This window comes from Limnospira sp. PMC 289.06, assembly GCF_032350395.1.
GTDB classification, from domain to species: Bacteria; Cyanobacteriota; Cyanobacteriia; order Cyanobacteriales; family Microcoleaceae; genus Limnospira; species Limnospira platensis.
In genome coordinates this window covers 1-16,313 of the sequence record NZ_JARPLC010000113.1, presented here as the reverse complement: position 1 = coordinate 16,313, position 16,313 = coordinate 1, and the positions used below count along the sequence as shown (strand labels likewise).

The following is a 16,313-nucleotide window of genomic DNA, read 5'->3' as shown; positions in this document are numbered from 1 at the left end:
TGTTGGGTGACTTCTGCTAAGACTTTTTCTAGGAGGGGACTCATCATTGACCTCAACTTTGGGATTTCTTTGATTGTACTACTTTGAGAGGGTAAAGGGGAAAAAGTCTGGGAGAAGAAACTTGGTTTCTACTAGCATCTGGTGTTTATTCACAAAGATTTAACAAAGAAACCGGGTTTCTCACTTGCGGGGATGGGGTAAAATCCCGATGGTATCCCCTACCCGGTGTGTGGCTATGGATGAACAGCGAGTCCAGGCTGAGTTTTTGATGCAAAATGTTCCAACAACATTCTATGAATAAAAATATAGCCCCCACCAATCTTTTGTAAAAATATTCGTTCCGTGGCATGATCCAGAAACTTGGCATAATTCCAAGGAGCTTTACCACTTAGGGTTAAGATAACTCTCAGTGCAAAGTGTTGAATACAGGCAAACATTGCTGGCGAAAATATCCACATAAAGCTCGTAATAACTGCACTCCATAATACAGGAAAACTTGTCAAAATTGTAAATACGCCAAATCCAGTAATCAATATAAATAGCAAGATAATTCCATTTCTTAGTGATGTGTAAGTTCCTTGGTTAGGATTTATAGTTGAGTCTATAACATATTCTTCTGAATCGCTTAGTAATATAAGCCAGAAGACGAGTGCCAAAATCCAGAATACAAATGACCAGTTTAATAAAATTTCTGCTATGAGAGGTGAGGATAAGGTTATATATAAATTTTGAAAAATATATTCAGCAATTATTAGAAACAAAACTAATATTGTTGCGGCAGTACCTATAATTAATGCCATAAAACCTAATGTCCCTAAAAAAGTGCTTATTTTTAAAGATTGCATAGGATTGATTTTTGTTAAACTAGCTAATATAACTCCATATATAAAAAAACATAAAATAAATAATATTTTTGATAAAATTGATATATTCACCAAATACACCAAACTTAATCCCCATAACATAGGAATGCTAAAAAGAGTCGCGCCATACCAAAATCTTTCTTGTTCTGACAACCAACTAGGCTGCATCCGCTCAATTAAAAATATAGTTTGAGATTTACTCGACATATTTTGGCTTAACCAAGTTAGCCAGCGAAGCGTTTGCTGATCGGAATATTGCTGATTCTGCTGACGACGATTTAACATTTTATGGATATACTTATTGAATAAATGATCTCGTCTTTTTTCTAAAGGCATTTTGGGTAATTCATTGGCAGAAATCCCCTCATAGGTAATGGCAACAATGGAAAGTATTAGTGGAGTTTTCGTCAATTCTTGTAACACCGCATCATTGACCCATACTTCTTTTATTCCTTGTAGTTGCTCGCCTACCTGGTCAAAATAATCCTTGATTTGTTCTAGGGTTAAATCTTCAATGAAGATAGCCCCTTGAAATTCTAAACGGCTAGAAAGAGATTCATAGTCTTTGATACGGCTACAAACAATCATCTCGGTTGTTCCGTAACTATTTTTGAAGTCATTGATAGCAATGACACAATCATTTCTACGTTCCTCAGCTACCTCATCTAAACCGTCTAATAACAATAAAAAATCTTGATTTTCCAGCCAATTTTTGCCGATTTTTTGTGGTATCTGATATCGAGTTTCTAGTTCTTCCAACAGCCACTCGGCAAGACTTTGCTTTTTCGCTGCCGCCCAAGAAGACAGGTTAAAAACTACAGGAATGGGCAGTTCAGTATTTTGCTCCGCACGCTGAATTAACTCCTCTGCTATTTGTAGCAAAGTAGTTGTTTTCCCCGAACCTGGATCTCCTAAAATGAGCATAGTGCAACCTTTCCCCATTTTGTCAAATTGGTTGATTGCCTTAGTACCTTTTGGCAAACTTCTGCGAGGCTGTTCCGGTGTTTGCCAATCTAATCGCACGGCATCAAATCGCTCTTCTAACCCTAACTCAATTGGCGCTCGGTCAGATAGAGAACCTTTTAAAACTCCTTGAATCCAATAGTTTTTAACTTTGTTTAGTAGTGCTTGACGGTTCTTATAGGCTTGGGGAGTTAGATTTGATGAACTAGAGGGTGTAATTATGGGTTTTTGCCGTATTTGTAAAAAAGCTATGAGAGTTGGCAATAATGTTCCCATAACAAACAAAAATAAAGATGCATAACCTGCATATTGAACTAGCTCATTGGGCAAATGATCTCCCTTGAGTAATAGGAAGAGGACAATACTTCCAATCACTGGGGGTAGTCCAATCAACCAAGCACGGTTTGTTGTTTCAGAAGTTGTTTTAGAATTACTGGACTGAGTGCTACAGAAGCCAATTCCTACCATAGAGAATACTGTTAGCCCAAAAAATAGTTGTTCTGGAATTGGTAGATCGGATTTTCCTGGTAGTTGATTAATGCCCCAACACATGACACCATTCAATGCTGTTGTCATTAAACTAGGTAGGGAAGCACTCAATTTTCTCATTGCGTTTACAGCAGAATACTCATTTAGGCTTTGATGCTATATTATTCCCCGATAACTTGCAACAAAATTAGCTAACAGTATACTTCTGTAACATTTTAGGGCTGTAGCCACGTCAATATCAGCGACCTGCGCCGTCAAATCGCCAGCTACCAACAACAACTCGCCTACACCCCCAGGGACACCCTCACCCCCACCACCGAAAAACACCCCAACCAACCCTCACCGGAAACCCTCATCCGCCAACAACTCCAAGCCGCTAACCAGCAATTCCAAGACCTGCTCACGGAACTCGACGACCCCAACTTTACCCTCACCCAACAAGTCCCCGCCCAACTCCCGGACTTGCGCCGCCTCCTCCCGCCCCAAACCGCCCTCATGGAGTGGTATCTCCCCAGGGAAGCGGAATCCGGGTTTTACGCCTTCCTCGTCACCCGCCGAGACGAGCAAATCCAGATTACCCCCCACCACTTCAGCGCCGAAGACCGCGAACACCTGGACCAAGCCCTCCAGGACTACCGCAGCGACTACGGACAACGCTCCTGGAATCAGCAACTCCCCCAACACCTGGAAACCCTCAGCGCCGCCTTGCAACTCCCCCGCCTTCTGGGTGAATTATCCCAGATTCAACAGCTTATCCTGATTCCCCACCGGGAACTGCGCCTCATCCCCCTCCACGCGCTCCCTGTCCCCTCTTCTCCCCTCTCTGGCTCTGGGAGAGGGGCTGGGGGTGAGGGCAAACCCCTACAAGACGGGTTCCCGGTGCAATATGCCCCCAGTTGTCAAATTCTCAACAACCTCCAGCAGCGTCCCCCCTCAACGGGGAAACCATCCCCTTTTTCGCCATTCAAAACCCGACGGAAGACCTGGACTATGCGGAGTGGGGGGTGGAACTCTTACTGCGCCAATTCAGCCCCCATCAAGTCTTGCGTCGCGACCAAGCTATCCTGGAGAATTTAAGCCAACCCCAGACCCAAACCTTCCTGGAACAGAGTCACGCCGTCCACTTTGGCTGTCACGGTGAATTTGACGATCGCAACCCCCTCAACGCCTATCTGAGACTGACCAATCTTTCAACGGTCTTAATATTCCCCTCTGTCGCCTGCTGGTGCTGTCGGCTTGCAAAACTGGCTTGGTGGAAACCTCCCACACGGATGATTATGTGGGATTAGCCAGTGCGTTTTTCTACGCCGGAGCGCGAACGGTGGTGGCCAGTCTCTGGAATGTGGATGAACTGGCGGCGACTCTGGTGACCCTGCGCCTCTATCAAATTTTACCGGATTATTCCTCGGTGACAGTGGCTTTGCAAGCGGCTCAAACTTGGTTGCGGGGGGTATCTTGTGATGAGATTCTCGACTGGCTAAAACATGAGCAGAAGGCGACCCCGGAGGAAGTGGAAGAAGTGGAAGACCGTTTGAGTTTATTTGATGACCCTCCCTTTGCAGAGGCTTGTTATTAGTCTGCGTTTAAGGCGATGCAGCATAATCTGATATAATAAACGGTTATTACTGCCCTTATAGCAACTGATCTAAAGTTACCTTAATGAATAGTTGTGACCGCTCCAAGCATCTGTATATTTATCCTGATTTTGATGAAATAATCAAAGATACAATTCGCTTTTTTAATGGAACACCTGTACATCCCATATCTATCCAATACCGTTTTCCAGGAACCGGAGTATATGCCATATATTGCATCAGAAAAACCGAGATTTATTCAAGATTTTATTTAATTAATAGGACGGCATTTCGCGCACCTATCTATGTAGGAAAAGAGGTTCCTAAAGGCTGGCGAAAAGCCATGCAGTCCTTCTCTGTTAATTCTCAAGGCTATGAGCTAAACAATCGAATTAGAGAACATAGCCGCAGCATCAATCTTGGAGAAGGCTTAGAGCCGTCTGATTTTTTCTGTCGTTTCATGATTCTTGAAGGTAAAGAGAGTGATTTCATCGGTACTGTAGAAGCGGCACTAATTAGAATATATCAACAAATTTGGAACACTTTAATCGATGGATTTGGTAATCACGATCCGGGTAAAGGTAGATATAAACAAGCAAAATCTGACTGGGATGTTTGTCATCCAGGACGTTCTTGGGCTGACAAGTGTCAAGGAATTCATGCTGACAAAAAACAACTGCTTCAAAGTATTGAAATTTTCATGTCTGGATTGAGTGTAGAAGATGTCTAAATTGTCGGGTTTAGAGTTGTTTGCTGGTGCGGGTGGATTAGCCAAAGGTTTAGAAATGGCTGGCATTGAGCATAAAGCCTTAGTTGAGATAGATCATAATGCTTGCCTAACATTAGCTGGTAACTATAAACCAGAATTGATTTATTATGTTGATATTCGCTCATTAAATTTCGCTGAATTTGGTCATATTGACCTCATTTCAGGGGGCCCGCCATGTCAACCCTTTTCTATGGGGGGAAAGCATAAGGGACATTTAGATCGGCGAGATATGTTTCCCTATGTGTGTAAAGCGATTAGGGTTTGTACACCCAAGGCATTTATATTTGAAAATGTTAAGGGAATTTTACGCCAATCATTTAGGCGTTATTTTGATTACATTATACTCAGATTGACCTATCCTGAAGTGGTGATTAGAGATTCTGAATCCTGGCAAGAACATCTAATCAGGCTGGAAAATACTAGAGATTTTGGTAGATATCACGGAGTTAAATATAATGTTGATTTTCGTTTATTAGATGCTGAGAATTATGGCATACCTCAACGTCGGGAGCGAGTTTTTATTGTAGGGGTCCGAGAAGATTGGCAACGAGAGTGGTCTTTTCCTCAAGAATCTCATTCTTTGGAGTCGTTGCTGTGGTCACAATATGTGAGTTTTGACTACTGGAATAATCATGGAGTTAAAGCATCAGCATTTGAAGACTTGAACCAAAGAACTAAGCAGAAAATTGCTCAACTCAGACAACAACCTACCCTGTTCCCTCCTCCCCTAAAACCTTGGAAAACAGTTCGGGATCAAATTGGGGAGTTGCCAAAACCTGATGCTGAAGGTAGTTTTGATGTAGAGCATATTTTAAGGGAAGGGGCTAGATCGTATCCGGGACATACTGGAAGTTATATTGATATGCCATCTAAAACTCTCAAAGCCGGAGACCACGGCGTTCCTGGGGGAGAAAATATGATTCGATATGAAGATGGCGCGATACGCTATTATACCATCTTTGAAGCTAAACGAATTCAAACCTTTGCTGATAGCTACAGGATTTGTGGATCATGGACAGAATCAATGAGACAAATTGGTAATGCCGTACCTGTAGAACTAGGTTATTACCTAGCTAAGTCTTTAGTGAAGACGATCGCTTGAACATCTCACTCCCTAGAGTCTCGGTGGGAAACAATAAACTCGGTTTCTGGGAGGGTTTGATGCTAAACTAATTTGAGGCAAATATGGTGTAATAATAAGCTAAAATATGTTAACAGATATTGCTCCAGGGGCACGAATTCTTTGCCGGGATGCTGAATGGTTGGTTAAATCTGTGGCCCTGTCTTCTGATGGCGATCGCATTATTGAAGCAGTGGGAGTGTCGGAATTTCTCCGGGGTCGTCGTATTCGCTTCCTGGAAGAGTTGGAAAAAAAAGACAGGAAACGGGGTTTACAAGTGTTGAAACCCGAAGAGACTAATTTGGTTATTGATGAAACTTCTGGTTATGTCCGTAGTTTATTATTTGTTGAGGCTAATTTAAAGCAAACTATCCCGGAAGATGGGCGGATTTATTGGGGACATAAAGCCGCTATGGATGCCCTGAATTATCAGCTTATTCCGGCGACTAAAGCCCTACAAATGCCTCGCCAACGCTTGTTAATTGCTGATGCGGTGGGGTTTGGTAAAACTCTGGAATGTGGTATCCTGGTAACTGAGTTAATTGGGAGGAGGAAAGGTCGCCGGATTTTAGTGGTTACTACTAAGTAAATGATGGGGCAGTTTCAAAAGGAGTTTTGGCTGCGGTTTACTATTCCTTTGGTGCGTTTGGACTCTGGGGAAATTCAACGGGTGCGATCGCGACTTCCGGGAAATCATAACCCTTTTCACTATGATGACCGGACAATTATTTCTATTGATACCCTCAAACAAGACCGGGAATATCGCAGTTATTTAGAACAGGCTCACTGGGATATTATTATAATTGATGAAGCCCATAATGTCGCCCGCAGAGGTAAGGGTCAGTCGGCTTCGCAGCGGGCGAAATTGGCTGAACGTTTAGCTACTCGTTCGGATACTTTGATTTTGCTTTCCGCCACTCCCCATGACGGGAAACCGGAGAGTTTTGCTAGTTTGATGAATATGCTAGATCCGACGGCGATCGCTAATGAAAGTAACTACACTAAAGATGATATCCATGACCTCTATTTGCGGCGGTTTAAAAAAGATGTTTTGCGGGATTTAAACCAAAGTCTCCCTGAACGGAATGTGGAACCTGTAGAAGCGATCGCCTCCCCCCCAGAAGAGGCAGTTTTTCGGCAACTCCACGATTTGCAATTGGTCAGTATTGACCGAGGCAAAAGTGCCGGACAGCTATTTAAAACTACTCTCCTCAAGGCATTCTTATCTAGTCCGGCGGCGGGTATGGAAACCGTGAAAAATCGCCTGAAAACTTTACACAAAAAGCTGGATATATCCACGAAATTAGACCAGGAAGAATTGACTGATTTGGCGGCAGGTTTGGCGGCAATAGATAACGGGATTTTTTCTAAGTATCAGCGACTTCTCCAACTGATTAAAACTGAGTTTAATTGGACTAAAAAAGACCCGAAAGACCGCTTGGTAATTTTTACCGGACGTTGGGAAAATTTGCGGTTTCTGGAGGCGGAACTACCCCAAGACTTGCGCTTAAAACCAGAGGCGATCGCTCGTTTAGATGGGGGTATGGCAGATATTGACCAAGTGGAAATTGTCGATAAATTTGGCTATGAAAATTCCCCGGTGAGGATTTTAATTGCTACGGAAGTGGCATCATAAGGGTTAAAGCTGCACTATCTTAGCCATAAATTGATTCACTTTGATATCCCTTGGTCGTTGATGACTTTACAGCAGCGAAACGGACGGAGCGACCTCTACGGAAAAACTCGAAAACCGGAAATTCGCTATCTGCTGACTCGCTCCCAGGTTGAACGTATGGATGAGGTGGAGCGTATTATTAAAGTCCTTTTAACTAAGGATGAACAGGCGATTAAAAATATTGGCGATCCTTCCGTATTTATGGGGGTATTTGACCAGGAAAAAGAAGAAAATTTGACCGCTGCTGCTATTGAAAGCGGAGTGTCGGCGGTGGATTTTGCAGAGGAGTTAGACCGCAACGCCAAGGGAGGGGGAGATGTCGATATTTTTAGCTGGTTTGAGTCGGAGTCTTGGGATACTGATGAGGGGGTTTCCATGGACTCTAGCCAGGGTGAACCTCTGGTGGAAACGGGGAGTTTGTTAAGTCTATTTCCGTCAATTTTTCAGTTTACCGCTACGGCTTTAAGGTTCATTAATTCCCAGACCAGTCCGGTTCATAATCTCCAAATTAACGAAGATGAAGGGTTTATTGAATTGCAACTTACTCAAGAGTTAAAAAGCCGTTACGATCGCCTTCCTAAAGAAATACAACCCCAGGATAATCGGTTATTATATCTTAGCGATCGCCCCGAAGATATGATGCGGGCCATGGAACAAGCGCGAACCGAAGACGCGGACTGGTCGGCTGTTAAATACCTTTGGGAATTGCATCCTTTGGTAGAATGGATTAGCGATCGCTGTTTATTTTATTTTGGCAGAAATCAAGCACCTGTGATACAATTATCTCAGGGATTAGAATCCGATGAGGTGATTTTTATCTGCTTTGGTAGTTTCCCCAACCGCCGAGGAACTTCCGTCCTAAATCGCTGGGTTTCGGTTATCTTTAAACAAGGGAAATTTCAGCGGGTTGAACCCTTTGCGGAAACTCAGGAACGCACGGAATTAGGACGGCATGAGTTGCCGAATTCCGGGACGGTTAATATTGATGATTTACTCCATTTACGGAGTCCGGCTATTCAGCAAGCGCGGCAATATCTTCAGCCGGAAAGGAAACGGTTTCAAGACCAGTTAAATCCTCAGTTAGAGGCACAACGGGAACGCCTGGAAAGGCTGCAAGGCTATCATGTGGAACAGTTAGAGTTGCGGTGGGAAAGTGATAATATTTCGGCTAATCTGAAGCAGGATAAACAGCAGAAAGAACGCCATAAAATTGACAAGATATTCGAAGATTATCGCGATTGGGTAGAGTTGTCAATGACTACGGAAAGCGAACCTTATCTCAAGTTGATTTTGTGATTCAGCAAGCATAGAAACCCGGTTTCTTTGTCGAGAAGTCTAGAAACCCGGTTGATTTGAGAAACCGGGTTTCTTATCCCCCCCCACCAGAAACCGGGTTTCTTATTTCCGGGTTTCTTATTTCCGGGTTTCTTTTAGCTTCTATTCATCAAGTAGTAAGTGCTGAATTGATGAGGTTTGGATATGACTTTCGACAAAAGACCGATAATCATTCACCGAATTAAAAAGCGATCGCACCCCATCAATTTTCGGCAAAGTTCCCCCACGCAATTGGAGATATTCGGGATAGCTAGAAAACTCCCAATCTTCGGGTTTTTTAACCAAATTAGCCTTAACTGGGTTGAAATGAATATATCGTGTTAAATGGAATAAATATTCATCATTATCAACAGCGATCGCTTGAAATCTACCTTGAAATAAACCGCCAACCCTGTCATACTGCTTGTTAATTGCTTTCACATAAGACAAGCTAAATTTTTGCATCACCTCAGAAAAACAATTCTGTTTAAAATATACCAATAAATGATAATGATTAGGCATCAAACAATAAGCAATAATATCAGCCACATTAGATTCAACCAAATATTTTCTAATCAGGCGCAAAAAATGAATATAGTTATCTTGGGTAAAAAAATAATTGGATGATTATTACCTCGATTATAAATATAGTAGTAATGACCCGTTTCAAAAACAATTTGGCGACGTGGCATTTCCAATCAACTCCCACAACTTCAACTTTTATAACTCCGTTAAATTTTAGCGCAAGAGAGGTCTAGAAACCCGGTTTCTTTTTCGAGAAGTCTAGAAACCCGGTTTCTTTGAGAAACCGGGTTTCTTGTTGGTCGTGAGTAGTGTAAAATGAAAATTTACAGGGTTTCTTTGACTATGAGCCGGGGTTATCGAATATTATGTTAATCGGAATTGCTAACGAAAATGAATTTTATGCCGCCTATTATTTGGATGCAATTTTAACCGAAGACCTAAAGACGATCACCTCGGAGGTGGGGGCAAATCAAGGGCCGCCGTCCCAGGCTTTGGGGAGGCTGCGGGGAGATTATTTTCGCCTTAAAACTCGCACCCAAACTATTAATATAGATAAAACTGAAATTCTCGGTCAGCAACGGCAGTTTTTTCGGCAGGTTTTGGAGGTTTTGGGGTATCAGTGAGAACCGGGGTTAAAGTGGTTGGATAATGATACCTTGCTCCCTATTTTGGCGGAAGTTAGACAGAGTTCTGGAATGCCAAATTTGTGGGCTTTGGAAGGGTTTAATCCTACCGGAGAACCTCTCGATATTCTCTCCCTGGAATTTGACCCTATTCAAAGTTAAGATTTCCCGGAATTTCGGGTCGATCGCTTTCAACAAACCTGGCTAAATTCTACCATGGAAGATATCGTAACTGATGTGGTTTTTGGTCAAAATGAACCCCCCCGCTGGGTGCTATTAATTAGTGTAGACCAGATAGCTTTAATTGACCGTTATAAATGGAATGCTTCCCGGTTGTTAAGGTTTGATTTAGAGCAGATTTTAGCCGATCGCGATCGCCATTCTTTGTTCGCTACCGCTACCCTGTTACACCGCGATCGCATTTGTCCAGCGGAAGGAATGGCGTTGTTAGATACCCTTGATGAAAATAGTCACCGCCATACTTATAGCGTTTCCGAAGACTTGAAATTTGCCTTACGGGAGGCGATCGAACTTTTGGTAAACGAGGTTATTTATTATCGGCGTAAAGTGGGGGAAAGGGTGTATTCCACCCAGGAACAAACCCAAAAGGGAGAACAGGAAATTGACCCCAACCTGTTAAAAATCCAGTGTTTGCGGTGGGTTTATCGACTGCTATTTATCTTTTATATTGAAGCGTGACCCGAGTTAGGTTATGCCCCCATGGGTTCTGATATTTATCGGGAGGGATATAGTTTAGAAACCCTGCGAGACTTGGAACAGGTGGAGTTACTTTCTTCCGAGGACTCCGAAGGCTATTATATAGATACCTCTATTCGTCGTTTATTTAAATTATTGTGGTTTGGATATCCTGAAGAAGACCATAAACAAGCGGAACTTTTGCCGAGGAAAACAGCCATTTATAATACCTTCCGTTTACCCGCCTTAAAAAGTCATCTGTTTGACCCCGAATATACCTCCATGTTAAACGGAGTCAGGTTTCGCAATTCCGTCCTACAGAAAGTCTTGGAATTGATGTCTTTGTCGCGGTCAGGACAAGGACGACGGGGACGCATTAGCTACGCGCAATTGGGGGTTAACCAGTTAGGGGAAGTTTACGAGGGTTTATTGAGTTTATCCGCTTTTTTCGCGGAGGAAAACCTCTACGAAGTTCAACCCGCCGCCAAAAAACCTCTACCAAGACAGACACCGAAGACGACGACGAAGACCAACCCACAGTTAAACCCAAAGCCGCGAAAGGTTCCCAACCACACAGTGAATTAGAGGTGGCTTATTTTGTTCCCGCTGACCGTTTGGAGGAGTTAAAAACCGAGGAGTTGGTGACAGACCCCCAGACGGGAAAAACTCCCCGCAAACATGAGAAAGGGAAATTTTTGTTTCGGTTAGCGGGAAGAGACCGCCAAAAAAGTGCCAGTTATTACACTCCCCAAACCTTAACCAAATGTTTAGTAAAATATGCTCTCCAAGAACTTTTAGCCGACAAGACCGCTGACGATATTTTAAAGTTAACCGTCTGCGAACCAGCTATGGGAAGTGCGGCTTTTTTTAATGAAGCTATAACTCAATTAGCGGACGCTTATTTACAGCGAAAAGAGGAGGAACTTAATCAACGGATACCCCATGAAAACATCACCTTAGAGAAGCAGAAAGTCAAAATGCTGCTGGCTGACCGCAATGTATTTGGCATTGATAAAAACCCCATAGCCATGGAATTAGCCGAGGCTTCCCTGTGGTTAAATTGTATCTATGGGGAAAAAGACAGCCGCCAAATATTCGTCCCCTGGTTTGACTTGCAATTGCATTGTGGGAACTCCCTGGTGGGTGCGAGACGACAAATATACCCCCGCCAAAAGGTGAGTCAAGGTAAAAAAACCTCTCCTGGTGGGAAATGCCGCCGTCACCGATACCCCTGGGAGAAACCTTCCCGGAAGACGGTATTTTTCACTTTTTGTTAGGGGACCCAGGTATGGCTAATTATACGGATAAAGTGATTAAAAAACTCACCCCCGCCGCCATAAAACAGATTAACCAATGGCAGAAAGAATTTATCAAAACTCCCCTAAATGCCGACCAAGCCGACTATGGGATATACCTATCAACTCGCATTGATGAACTGTGGCATACTTACGCCAAGGAATTAGCCACAATGCGCCAACGGACTACCGACAGATTAACGGTGTGGGGACAACCGGAACAGGAGAAACGGGAAGTTCCCCTAGCACAAAAAGATAAAATCTACGAACAGGAAAAACTCTCGCGGGGGGTGAGTAATTCATCGGATTATCGGCGGCTAAAGTTGGTGATGGACTATTGGTGCAGTTTATGGTTTTGGCCGCTAGAGGAGGCGGAAAACTTACCGAGTCGGAAGGAGTTTTTCAGCGACATAGGGATGATTTTAGGGGTGACGGAAATGGTATCCTCCCAACAGTTATCTTTATTCTATCTTTATTCCCGGAAACTCAAACACCCCAGCAAGCGGAGGATTTTATTAAGAAATTTGGTTTTGTGGACTTGGAGAAGTTCAAGGGTTTTTCCCTCGGTTGCAGTTGGTGGAAACTTTGGCGGAAACTTATAAGTTTTTCCATTGGGAGTTGGAATTTGCGGATATTTTCCTAGAGAGAGGCGGGTTTGATTTAATGATTGGTAACCCTCCCTGGGTGAAGATACAATGGCAAGAAGGGGATATATTGGGGGAATATGACCCGTTGACGGTGATTAGAAAGTTATCGGCGAGTGAGTTGGCGAAACGGCGGGAAGATTTATTTAGTAAATACCCAAAGTTACAAGCGGCATATCTTCAGGAATATGAAGAGTCACACGGAACCCAGAATTTCCTCAACGCGGTGCAAAATTATCCGTTATTGAAAGGGTCGCAAACCAACTTATTTAAGTGTTTCCTTCCCCAAGCCTGGAATTTTGGCAAGTCTGGCGAGGTGTCGGGTTTCTTACACCCATAAGGGGTTTATGATGACCCCAAAGGGGGAACTTTGCGCCGGGAATTATATCGGCGGTTAAAAGCACATTTTCAGTTACAGAATGAGATGAAAGTTTCTTTGTTTAAAGATGTTCATAATGAAACAAAATATAGTATCAATATATATAAGAAACCCCGTAGTCAGGATGATACAATTATTCGCTTTGTTCATATTGCCAATATTTTCAGCGTTGCCACTATTGCCGAATGTTTTGACTCTCCGGGCATGGGTTTAATTCCAGGGATTAAAAATGATAAGGGCAAATGGGAAACCAAAGGTCATCCGAGCCGAATTATTAGCGTTAATTCCGAGACCTTACAGCTATTTGCGAGATTATATGATGCGGAAGGAACCCCCGCCGAGGAAGCGCGACTCCCGGCTTTACATTCGCAAAACTTAGTCAGTGTATTAGAAAAGTTTGCCACCCAAGAAAAGCTACTGGGTAATTTACAAGGTGAATATTATGCCCTAGAAATGTGGCATGAAACTAATGCTCAAAAAGAGAAGAAAATTCGCCGAGATACTCAGTTTGCGAAGTCTCCCCAAGACCTGATTTTATCAGGACCCCATTTCTTTGTCGGAACACCATTAAATAAAACTCCGAGAAAAGTTTGCACAGCTAATAATCATTATGATATTATTGATTTAACGGCAATTCCCGACGACTATCTACCGCGCACTAACTACGTCCCCGACTGTTCCCCTGCTGAATACCGTCGTCGCACTCCCTGCGTTCCCTGGGATGACCAAAAACCCGTCACTGAGTTTTATCGGGTAGTTAATAGAGAAATGATTGGTTCATCAGCAGAAAGAACCTTTATTCCTGGTATGATGCCTCAAGGTATTGCTCATGTTAATACCTGTATAGGAACAAGTTTTCAAGAGACAATCAAAGCCGTTGACTTTCTGGCTATGGGAATGAGTCTCCCCATTGATTTCTTTGTGAAAACAACTGGAATGGGTCATGCAAATCAAAATATTTTAAAACTTCTGCCTTTAATTCCAGAAAACTTTACACTTAAACCCGCTTTACGAGTTCGCACTCTAGCGTTAAATTGCCTAACAGTGTATTATGGTGAATTATGGGAAGAATGCTGGGAGGAAGGATACCGTGAAGAGAGATGGACAAAAGGGGAAGACCGGCGACTGAATCAAAACTTTTTCGGTAATTTAACCCCAGAATGGCGAAATAACGCCTTGCGGAGTGACTACGAACGTCGTCAAGCGTTAGTAGAAATAGACGTATTAGCAGCCATGTCGTTAGGGTTAACCCTAGAGGAACTCATCACCATATACAGGGTACAATTCCCGGTGATGCAGCAATATGAAAAGGAAACCTATTATGATATGAATGGTAGAATAGTGTTCACGACCAGCAAAGGGTTAACGGGGGTAGGTTTACCGCGCCAAGGGAACGCGAAAAAGCAAATCATCGGTTGGGAAGACATCAAAGACCTCGAAAGTGGTATCATAGAAGTAACGGTTACCGACGACACGCTCCCCCAGAGTCCAACGACTCGGAAAATCGCCTACGAAGCGCCTTTTATATTATGCGATCGCATTTAGGACTACCGCACAGTGTGGGAAACAATTAACAATTAATAATTGATTTAGAGGAGATTCGATTATGGACACCATAACACACTATCGGCAAATTGTCAAAGACCCTTTATTCCAGCAGCCTATAAACCGGGTTTCTTTGAGAAACGGGGTTTCTTTATCCCTCCACCAGCCACCCCGGAAACCTCCTTTCTTACTCCAGCAGCCTATAAACCGGGTTTCTTTGAGAAACGGGGTTTCTTTACCCCCCCACCAGCCACCCCGGAAACCTCCTTTCTTACTCCAGCAGCCTATAAACCGGGTTTCTTTGAGAAACGGGGTTTCTTTGTCGTCCTTGGAGAAACGGGGTTTCTTATCCCCCCAGGAGCCGATCAACCCGGTTTCTTCCCCCCAATTGTTAATTATTGGTTATTAATTAAGACCACCCGGAAACCGGGTTTCTTTTTCGAGAGGTCTAGAAACCGGGCTTCTTTGAGAAACGGGGTTTCTTATCCCCCCCAGGAGGCGAGAAACCGGGTTTCTTATCCCCCCAGCAGCAGCGACCCGGGACGGAAACCTCGTTTCTTGGTCGAGAGGTCTAGAAACCCGGTTTCTTATCCCCCAATTGTTAATTGTTAATTATTAATTATTAATTAAGAGAAGAGAGATGTTTCCTTCAGTTGTAGCCGCCCAAATTAGGAACTGTGTTTCCGACTATTTGATAACGACGTTTCGACCGACAACGCCAGGGTTCCAGGGGTTGATTGAACGATTCCTGAAAACGGCTAATAACCTCTATCGAGGACCTTATGTTTCGGTGGGTTTACCGTTTCGACAGGGTACAATTGGCGAGGACTATTTCCCGGAAATTCCCCTGAGTTTTATCCCGTTTTTGCACCAAGAACGCGCTTTTAATCGCCTCAGTCCCCCTAACTATCAGTCAACTATAATCGCCACGGGGACGGGTTCGGGGAAAACGTAATGTTTCTTAATTCCCCTCCTAGAACATTGTCGCCAACAGGGGAATAAACCGGGGATAAAAGCCATTTTAATTTATCCTATGAACGCTTTAGCCACGGACCAAAGTAAACGTATCGCCCAAATAATTGAGAAAACCCCGTCGCTAAAAGGTCAGGTTACGGCTGGGTTATATGTAGGGGAAAAAGACGAAAAACCCACGCGTGTGATGACCCCAGAAAAGGTGATTACTGATAAAGAGATGTTGCGAAAGTCTCCCCCAGATATCCTGCTGACTAACTATAAAATGTTGGACTATCTGCTAATTAGACCGGACCTTCAAGCTTTATGGACAAATAATGAACCGGAAACTTTGCGCTATTTGGTAGTTGATGAATTCCATACTTTTGATGGCGCACAGGGGACGGACTTGGCTTGTTTGTTGCGTCGGCTAAAACACCGCCTAAAAACTCCCCCAGGACATTTGGCTTGTGTGGGAACTTCGGCGACTTTAGGGAACAAAAGTGATAAAACGGAAATCTTAGCATATAGTAAAACTATCTTTCAAGAAGAGTTTGAGGCGGCGGCTTTAATTGAAGAAGACCGCCTAAGTGATGGGGAATTTTGGGGGAATGCTTTATTAAACGTCCTCCCCCTACCGAGGTTAGAGGACTTGGAAAAACTGCAACCGGACAACTACACCGACCCGGAAAACTATCTACAAACTCAAGCGCAACTTTGGTTAAACCCGACTACAGAAACGGATACTTTTATTAATAAACCCATAGACGACCAGTGGCGGGTAGAATTAGGGAAGGAACTAAAAAGCCTCCCAATTATCCATAATTTAATCAGGGGTGCGAGACGTTCAGGCATGAAATAGGGATGAGATACCCGAAATAGCTGCCT

General features: G+C 43.4%; 20 protein-coding genes. 18 read left to right on the top strand and 2 right to left on the bottom strand.

Annotation, left to right across the window (positions count from 1 at the left end):
• Positions 1 to 233 precede the first annotated feature (233 nt).
• Positions 234 to 2,402, bottom strand: coding sequence for an NACHT domain-containing protein (locus tag P5674_RS18850; RefSeq protein ID WP_172973479.1), 2,169 nt, complete (start codon positions 2,400 to 2,402; stop codon positions 234 to 236).
• A gap of 408 nt (positions 2,403 to 2,810) precedes the next feature.
• Here P5674_RS18850 and P5674_RS18845 point away from each other — a divergent pair, with 408 nt between their 5' ends.
• The 7 genes from P5674_RS18845 (at position 2,811) to P5674_RS18815 (ending at position 8,749) form a co-directional block, all read left to right on the top strand.
• Positions 2,811 to 3,392, top strand: coding sequence for a CHAT domain-containing protein (locus P5674_RS18845; RefSeq protein ID WP_014274236.1), 582 nt, complete (start codon positions 2,811 to 2,813; stop codon positions 3,390 to 3,392).
• Positions 3,393 to 3,567: 175 nt separating this feature from the next.
• Positions 3,568 to 3,891 carry a CHAT domain-containing protein gene (locus P5674_RS18840; protein ID WP_231852240.1) on the top strand — a complete coding sequence of 108 codons (324 nt, stop codon included), beginning with the start codon at positions 3,568 to 3,570 and terminating at the stop codon, positions 3,889 to 3,891.
• Positions 3,892 to 3,974: 83 nt separating this feature from the next.
• Entirely contained in the window at positions 3,975 to 4,619 is a 645-nt protein-coding gene (locus P5674_RS18835; RefSeq protein ID WP_006616550.1) for an Eco29kI family restriction endonuclease, read from the top strand.
• Positions 4,612 to 5,760: a DNA cytosine methyltransferase gene (locus P5674_RS18830; protein WP_006616551.1), complete on the top strand. Its 1,149-nt coding sequence runs from the start codon at positions 4,612 to 4,614 to the stop codon at positions 5,758 to 5,760. The genes P5674_RS18835 and P5674_RS18830 overlap by 8 nt, the downstream gene beginning before the upstream one ends.
• 106 nt (positions 5,761 to 5,866) lie before the next feature.
• Complete coding sequence (locus P5674_RS18825; RefSeq protein ID WP_014274240.1) at positions 5,867 to 6,367, top strand: hypothetical protein; 501 nt, start codon at positions 5,867 to 5,869, stop codon at positions 6,365 to 6,367.
• Entirely contained in the window at positions 6,368 to 7,414 is a 1,047-nt protein-coding gene (locus tag P5674_RS18820) for an SNF2-related protein (RefSeq protein WP_231852075.1), read from the top strand. It begins immediately after the preceding gene.
• Positions 7,415 to 7,444: 30 nt separating this feature from the next.
• Entirely contained in the window at positions 7,445 to 8,749 is a 1,305-nt protein-coding gene (locus tag P5674_RS18815; RefSeq protein WP_014274242.1) for a hypothetical protein, read from the top strand.
• Between the two features lie 141 nt (positions 8,750 to 8,890).
• Here P5674_RS18815 and P5674_RS18810 read toward each other — a convergent pair whose 3' ends face one another.
• Positions 8,891 to 9,316 (bottom strand): transposase, encoded by a 426-nt coding sequence (locus P5674_RS18810; protein ID WP_373869274.1) that lies wholly within the window; start codon positions 9,314 to 9,316, stop codon positions 8,891 to 8,893.
• A 341-nt stretch (positions 9,317 to 9,657) separates the two neighbouring features.
• On the opposite strand from P5674_RS18810, the gene P5674_RS18805 reads away from it, so the two are divergent.
• From P5674_RS18805 to P5674_RS18755, 11 genes are all read left to right on the top strand, one after another.
• Positions 9,658 to 9,915 carry a hypothetical protein gene (locus tag P5674_RS18805; RefSeq protein ID WP_006616659.1) on the top strand — a complete coding sequence of 86 codons (258 nt, stop codon included), beginning with the start codon at positions 9,658 to 9,660 and terminating at the stop codon, positions 9,913 to 9,915.
• 18 nt (positions 9,916 to 9,933) lie between these two features.
• Positions 9,934 to 10,077 carry a hypothetical protein gene (locus P5674_RS18800; RefSeq protein ID WP_014274244.1) on the top strand — a complete coding sequence of 48 codons (144 nt, stop codon included), beginning with the start codon at positions 9,934 to 9,936 and terminating at the stop codon, positions 10,075 to 10,077.
• A gap of 54 nt (positions 10,078 to 10,131) precedes the next feature.
• Complete coding sequence (locus P5674_RS18795; protein WP_014274245.1) at positions 10,132 to 10,614, top strand: hypothetical protein; 483 nt, start codon at positions 10,132 to 10,134, stop codon at positions 10,612 to 10,614.
• Positions 10,615 to 10,635: 21 nt separating this feature from the next.
• Positions 10,636 to 11,196 carry a hypothetical protein gene (locus tag P5674_RS18790; protein ID WP_014274246.1) on the top strand — a complete coding sequence of 187 codons (561 nt, stop codon included), beginning with the start codon at positions 10,636 to 10,638 and terminating at the stop codon, positions 11,194 to 11,196.
• A gap of 2 nt (positions 11,197 to 11,198) precedes the next feature.
• Positions 11,199 to 11,888, top strand: coding sequence for an N-6 DNA methylase (locus P5674_RS18785; RefSeq protein ID WP_014274247.1), 690 nt, complete (start codon positions 11,199 to 11,201; stop codon positions 11,886 to 11,888).
• 11 nt (positions 11,889 to 11,899) lie between these two features.
• The gene (locus P5674_RS18780; protein ID WP_014274248.1) at positions 11,900 to 12,508 is read left to right on the top strand and encodes a hypothetical protein; all 609 of its coding nucleotides are present in this window, start codon (positions 11,900 to 11,902) and stop codon (positions 12,506 to 12,508) included.
• A complete protein-coding gene (locus tag P5674_RS18775; RefSeq protein ID WP_231852078.1) occupies positions 12,492 to 12,890 on the top strand; it encodes an Eco57I restriction-modification methylase domain-containing protein in 399 nt (132 codons plus the stop codon). Before P5674_RS18780 ends, P5674_RS18775 begins: the two co-directional genes overlap by 17 nt.
• An 84-nt stretch (positions 12,891 to 12,974) precedes the next feature.
• Positions 12,975 to 14,474 carry a hypothetical protein gene (locus tag P5674_RS18770; protein WP_286171769.1) on the top strand — a complete coding sequence of 500 codons (1,500 nt, stop codon included), beginning with the start codon at positions 12,975 to 12,977 and terminating at the stop codon, positions 14,472 to 14,474.
• Between the two features lie 61 nt (positions 14,475 to 14,535).
• Positions 14,536 to 14,883, top strand: coding sequence for a hypothetical protein (locus P5674_RS18765; RefSeq protein ID WP_172973478.1), 348 nt, complete (start codon positions 14,536 to 14,538; stop codon positions 14,881 to 14,883).
• A gap of 231 nt (positions 14,884 to 15,114) precedes the next feature.
• Entirely contained in the window at positions 15,115 to 15,429 is a 315-nt protein-coding gene (locus P5674_RS18760) for a hypothetical protein (protein ID WP_014274251.1), read from the top strand.
• 9 nt (positions 15,430 to 15,438) lie between these two features.
• Positions 15,439 to 16,287, top strand: a complete 849-nt coding sequence (locus tag P5674_RS18755) for a DEAD/DEAH box helicase (protein ID WP_081471131.1) — start codon at positions 15,439 to 15,441, stop codon at positions 16,285 to 16,287.
• Positions 16,288 to 16,313 lie beyond the last annotated feature (26 nt).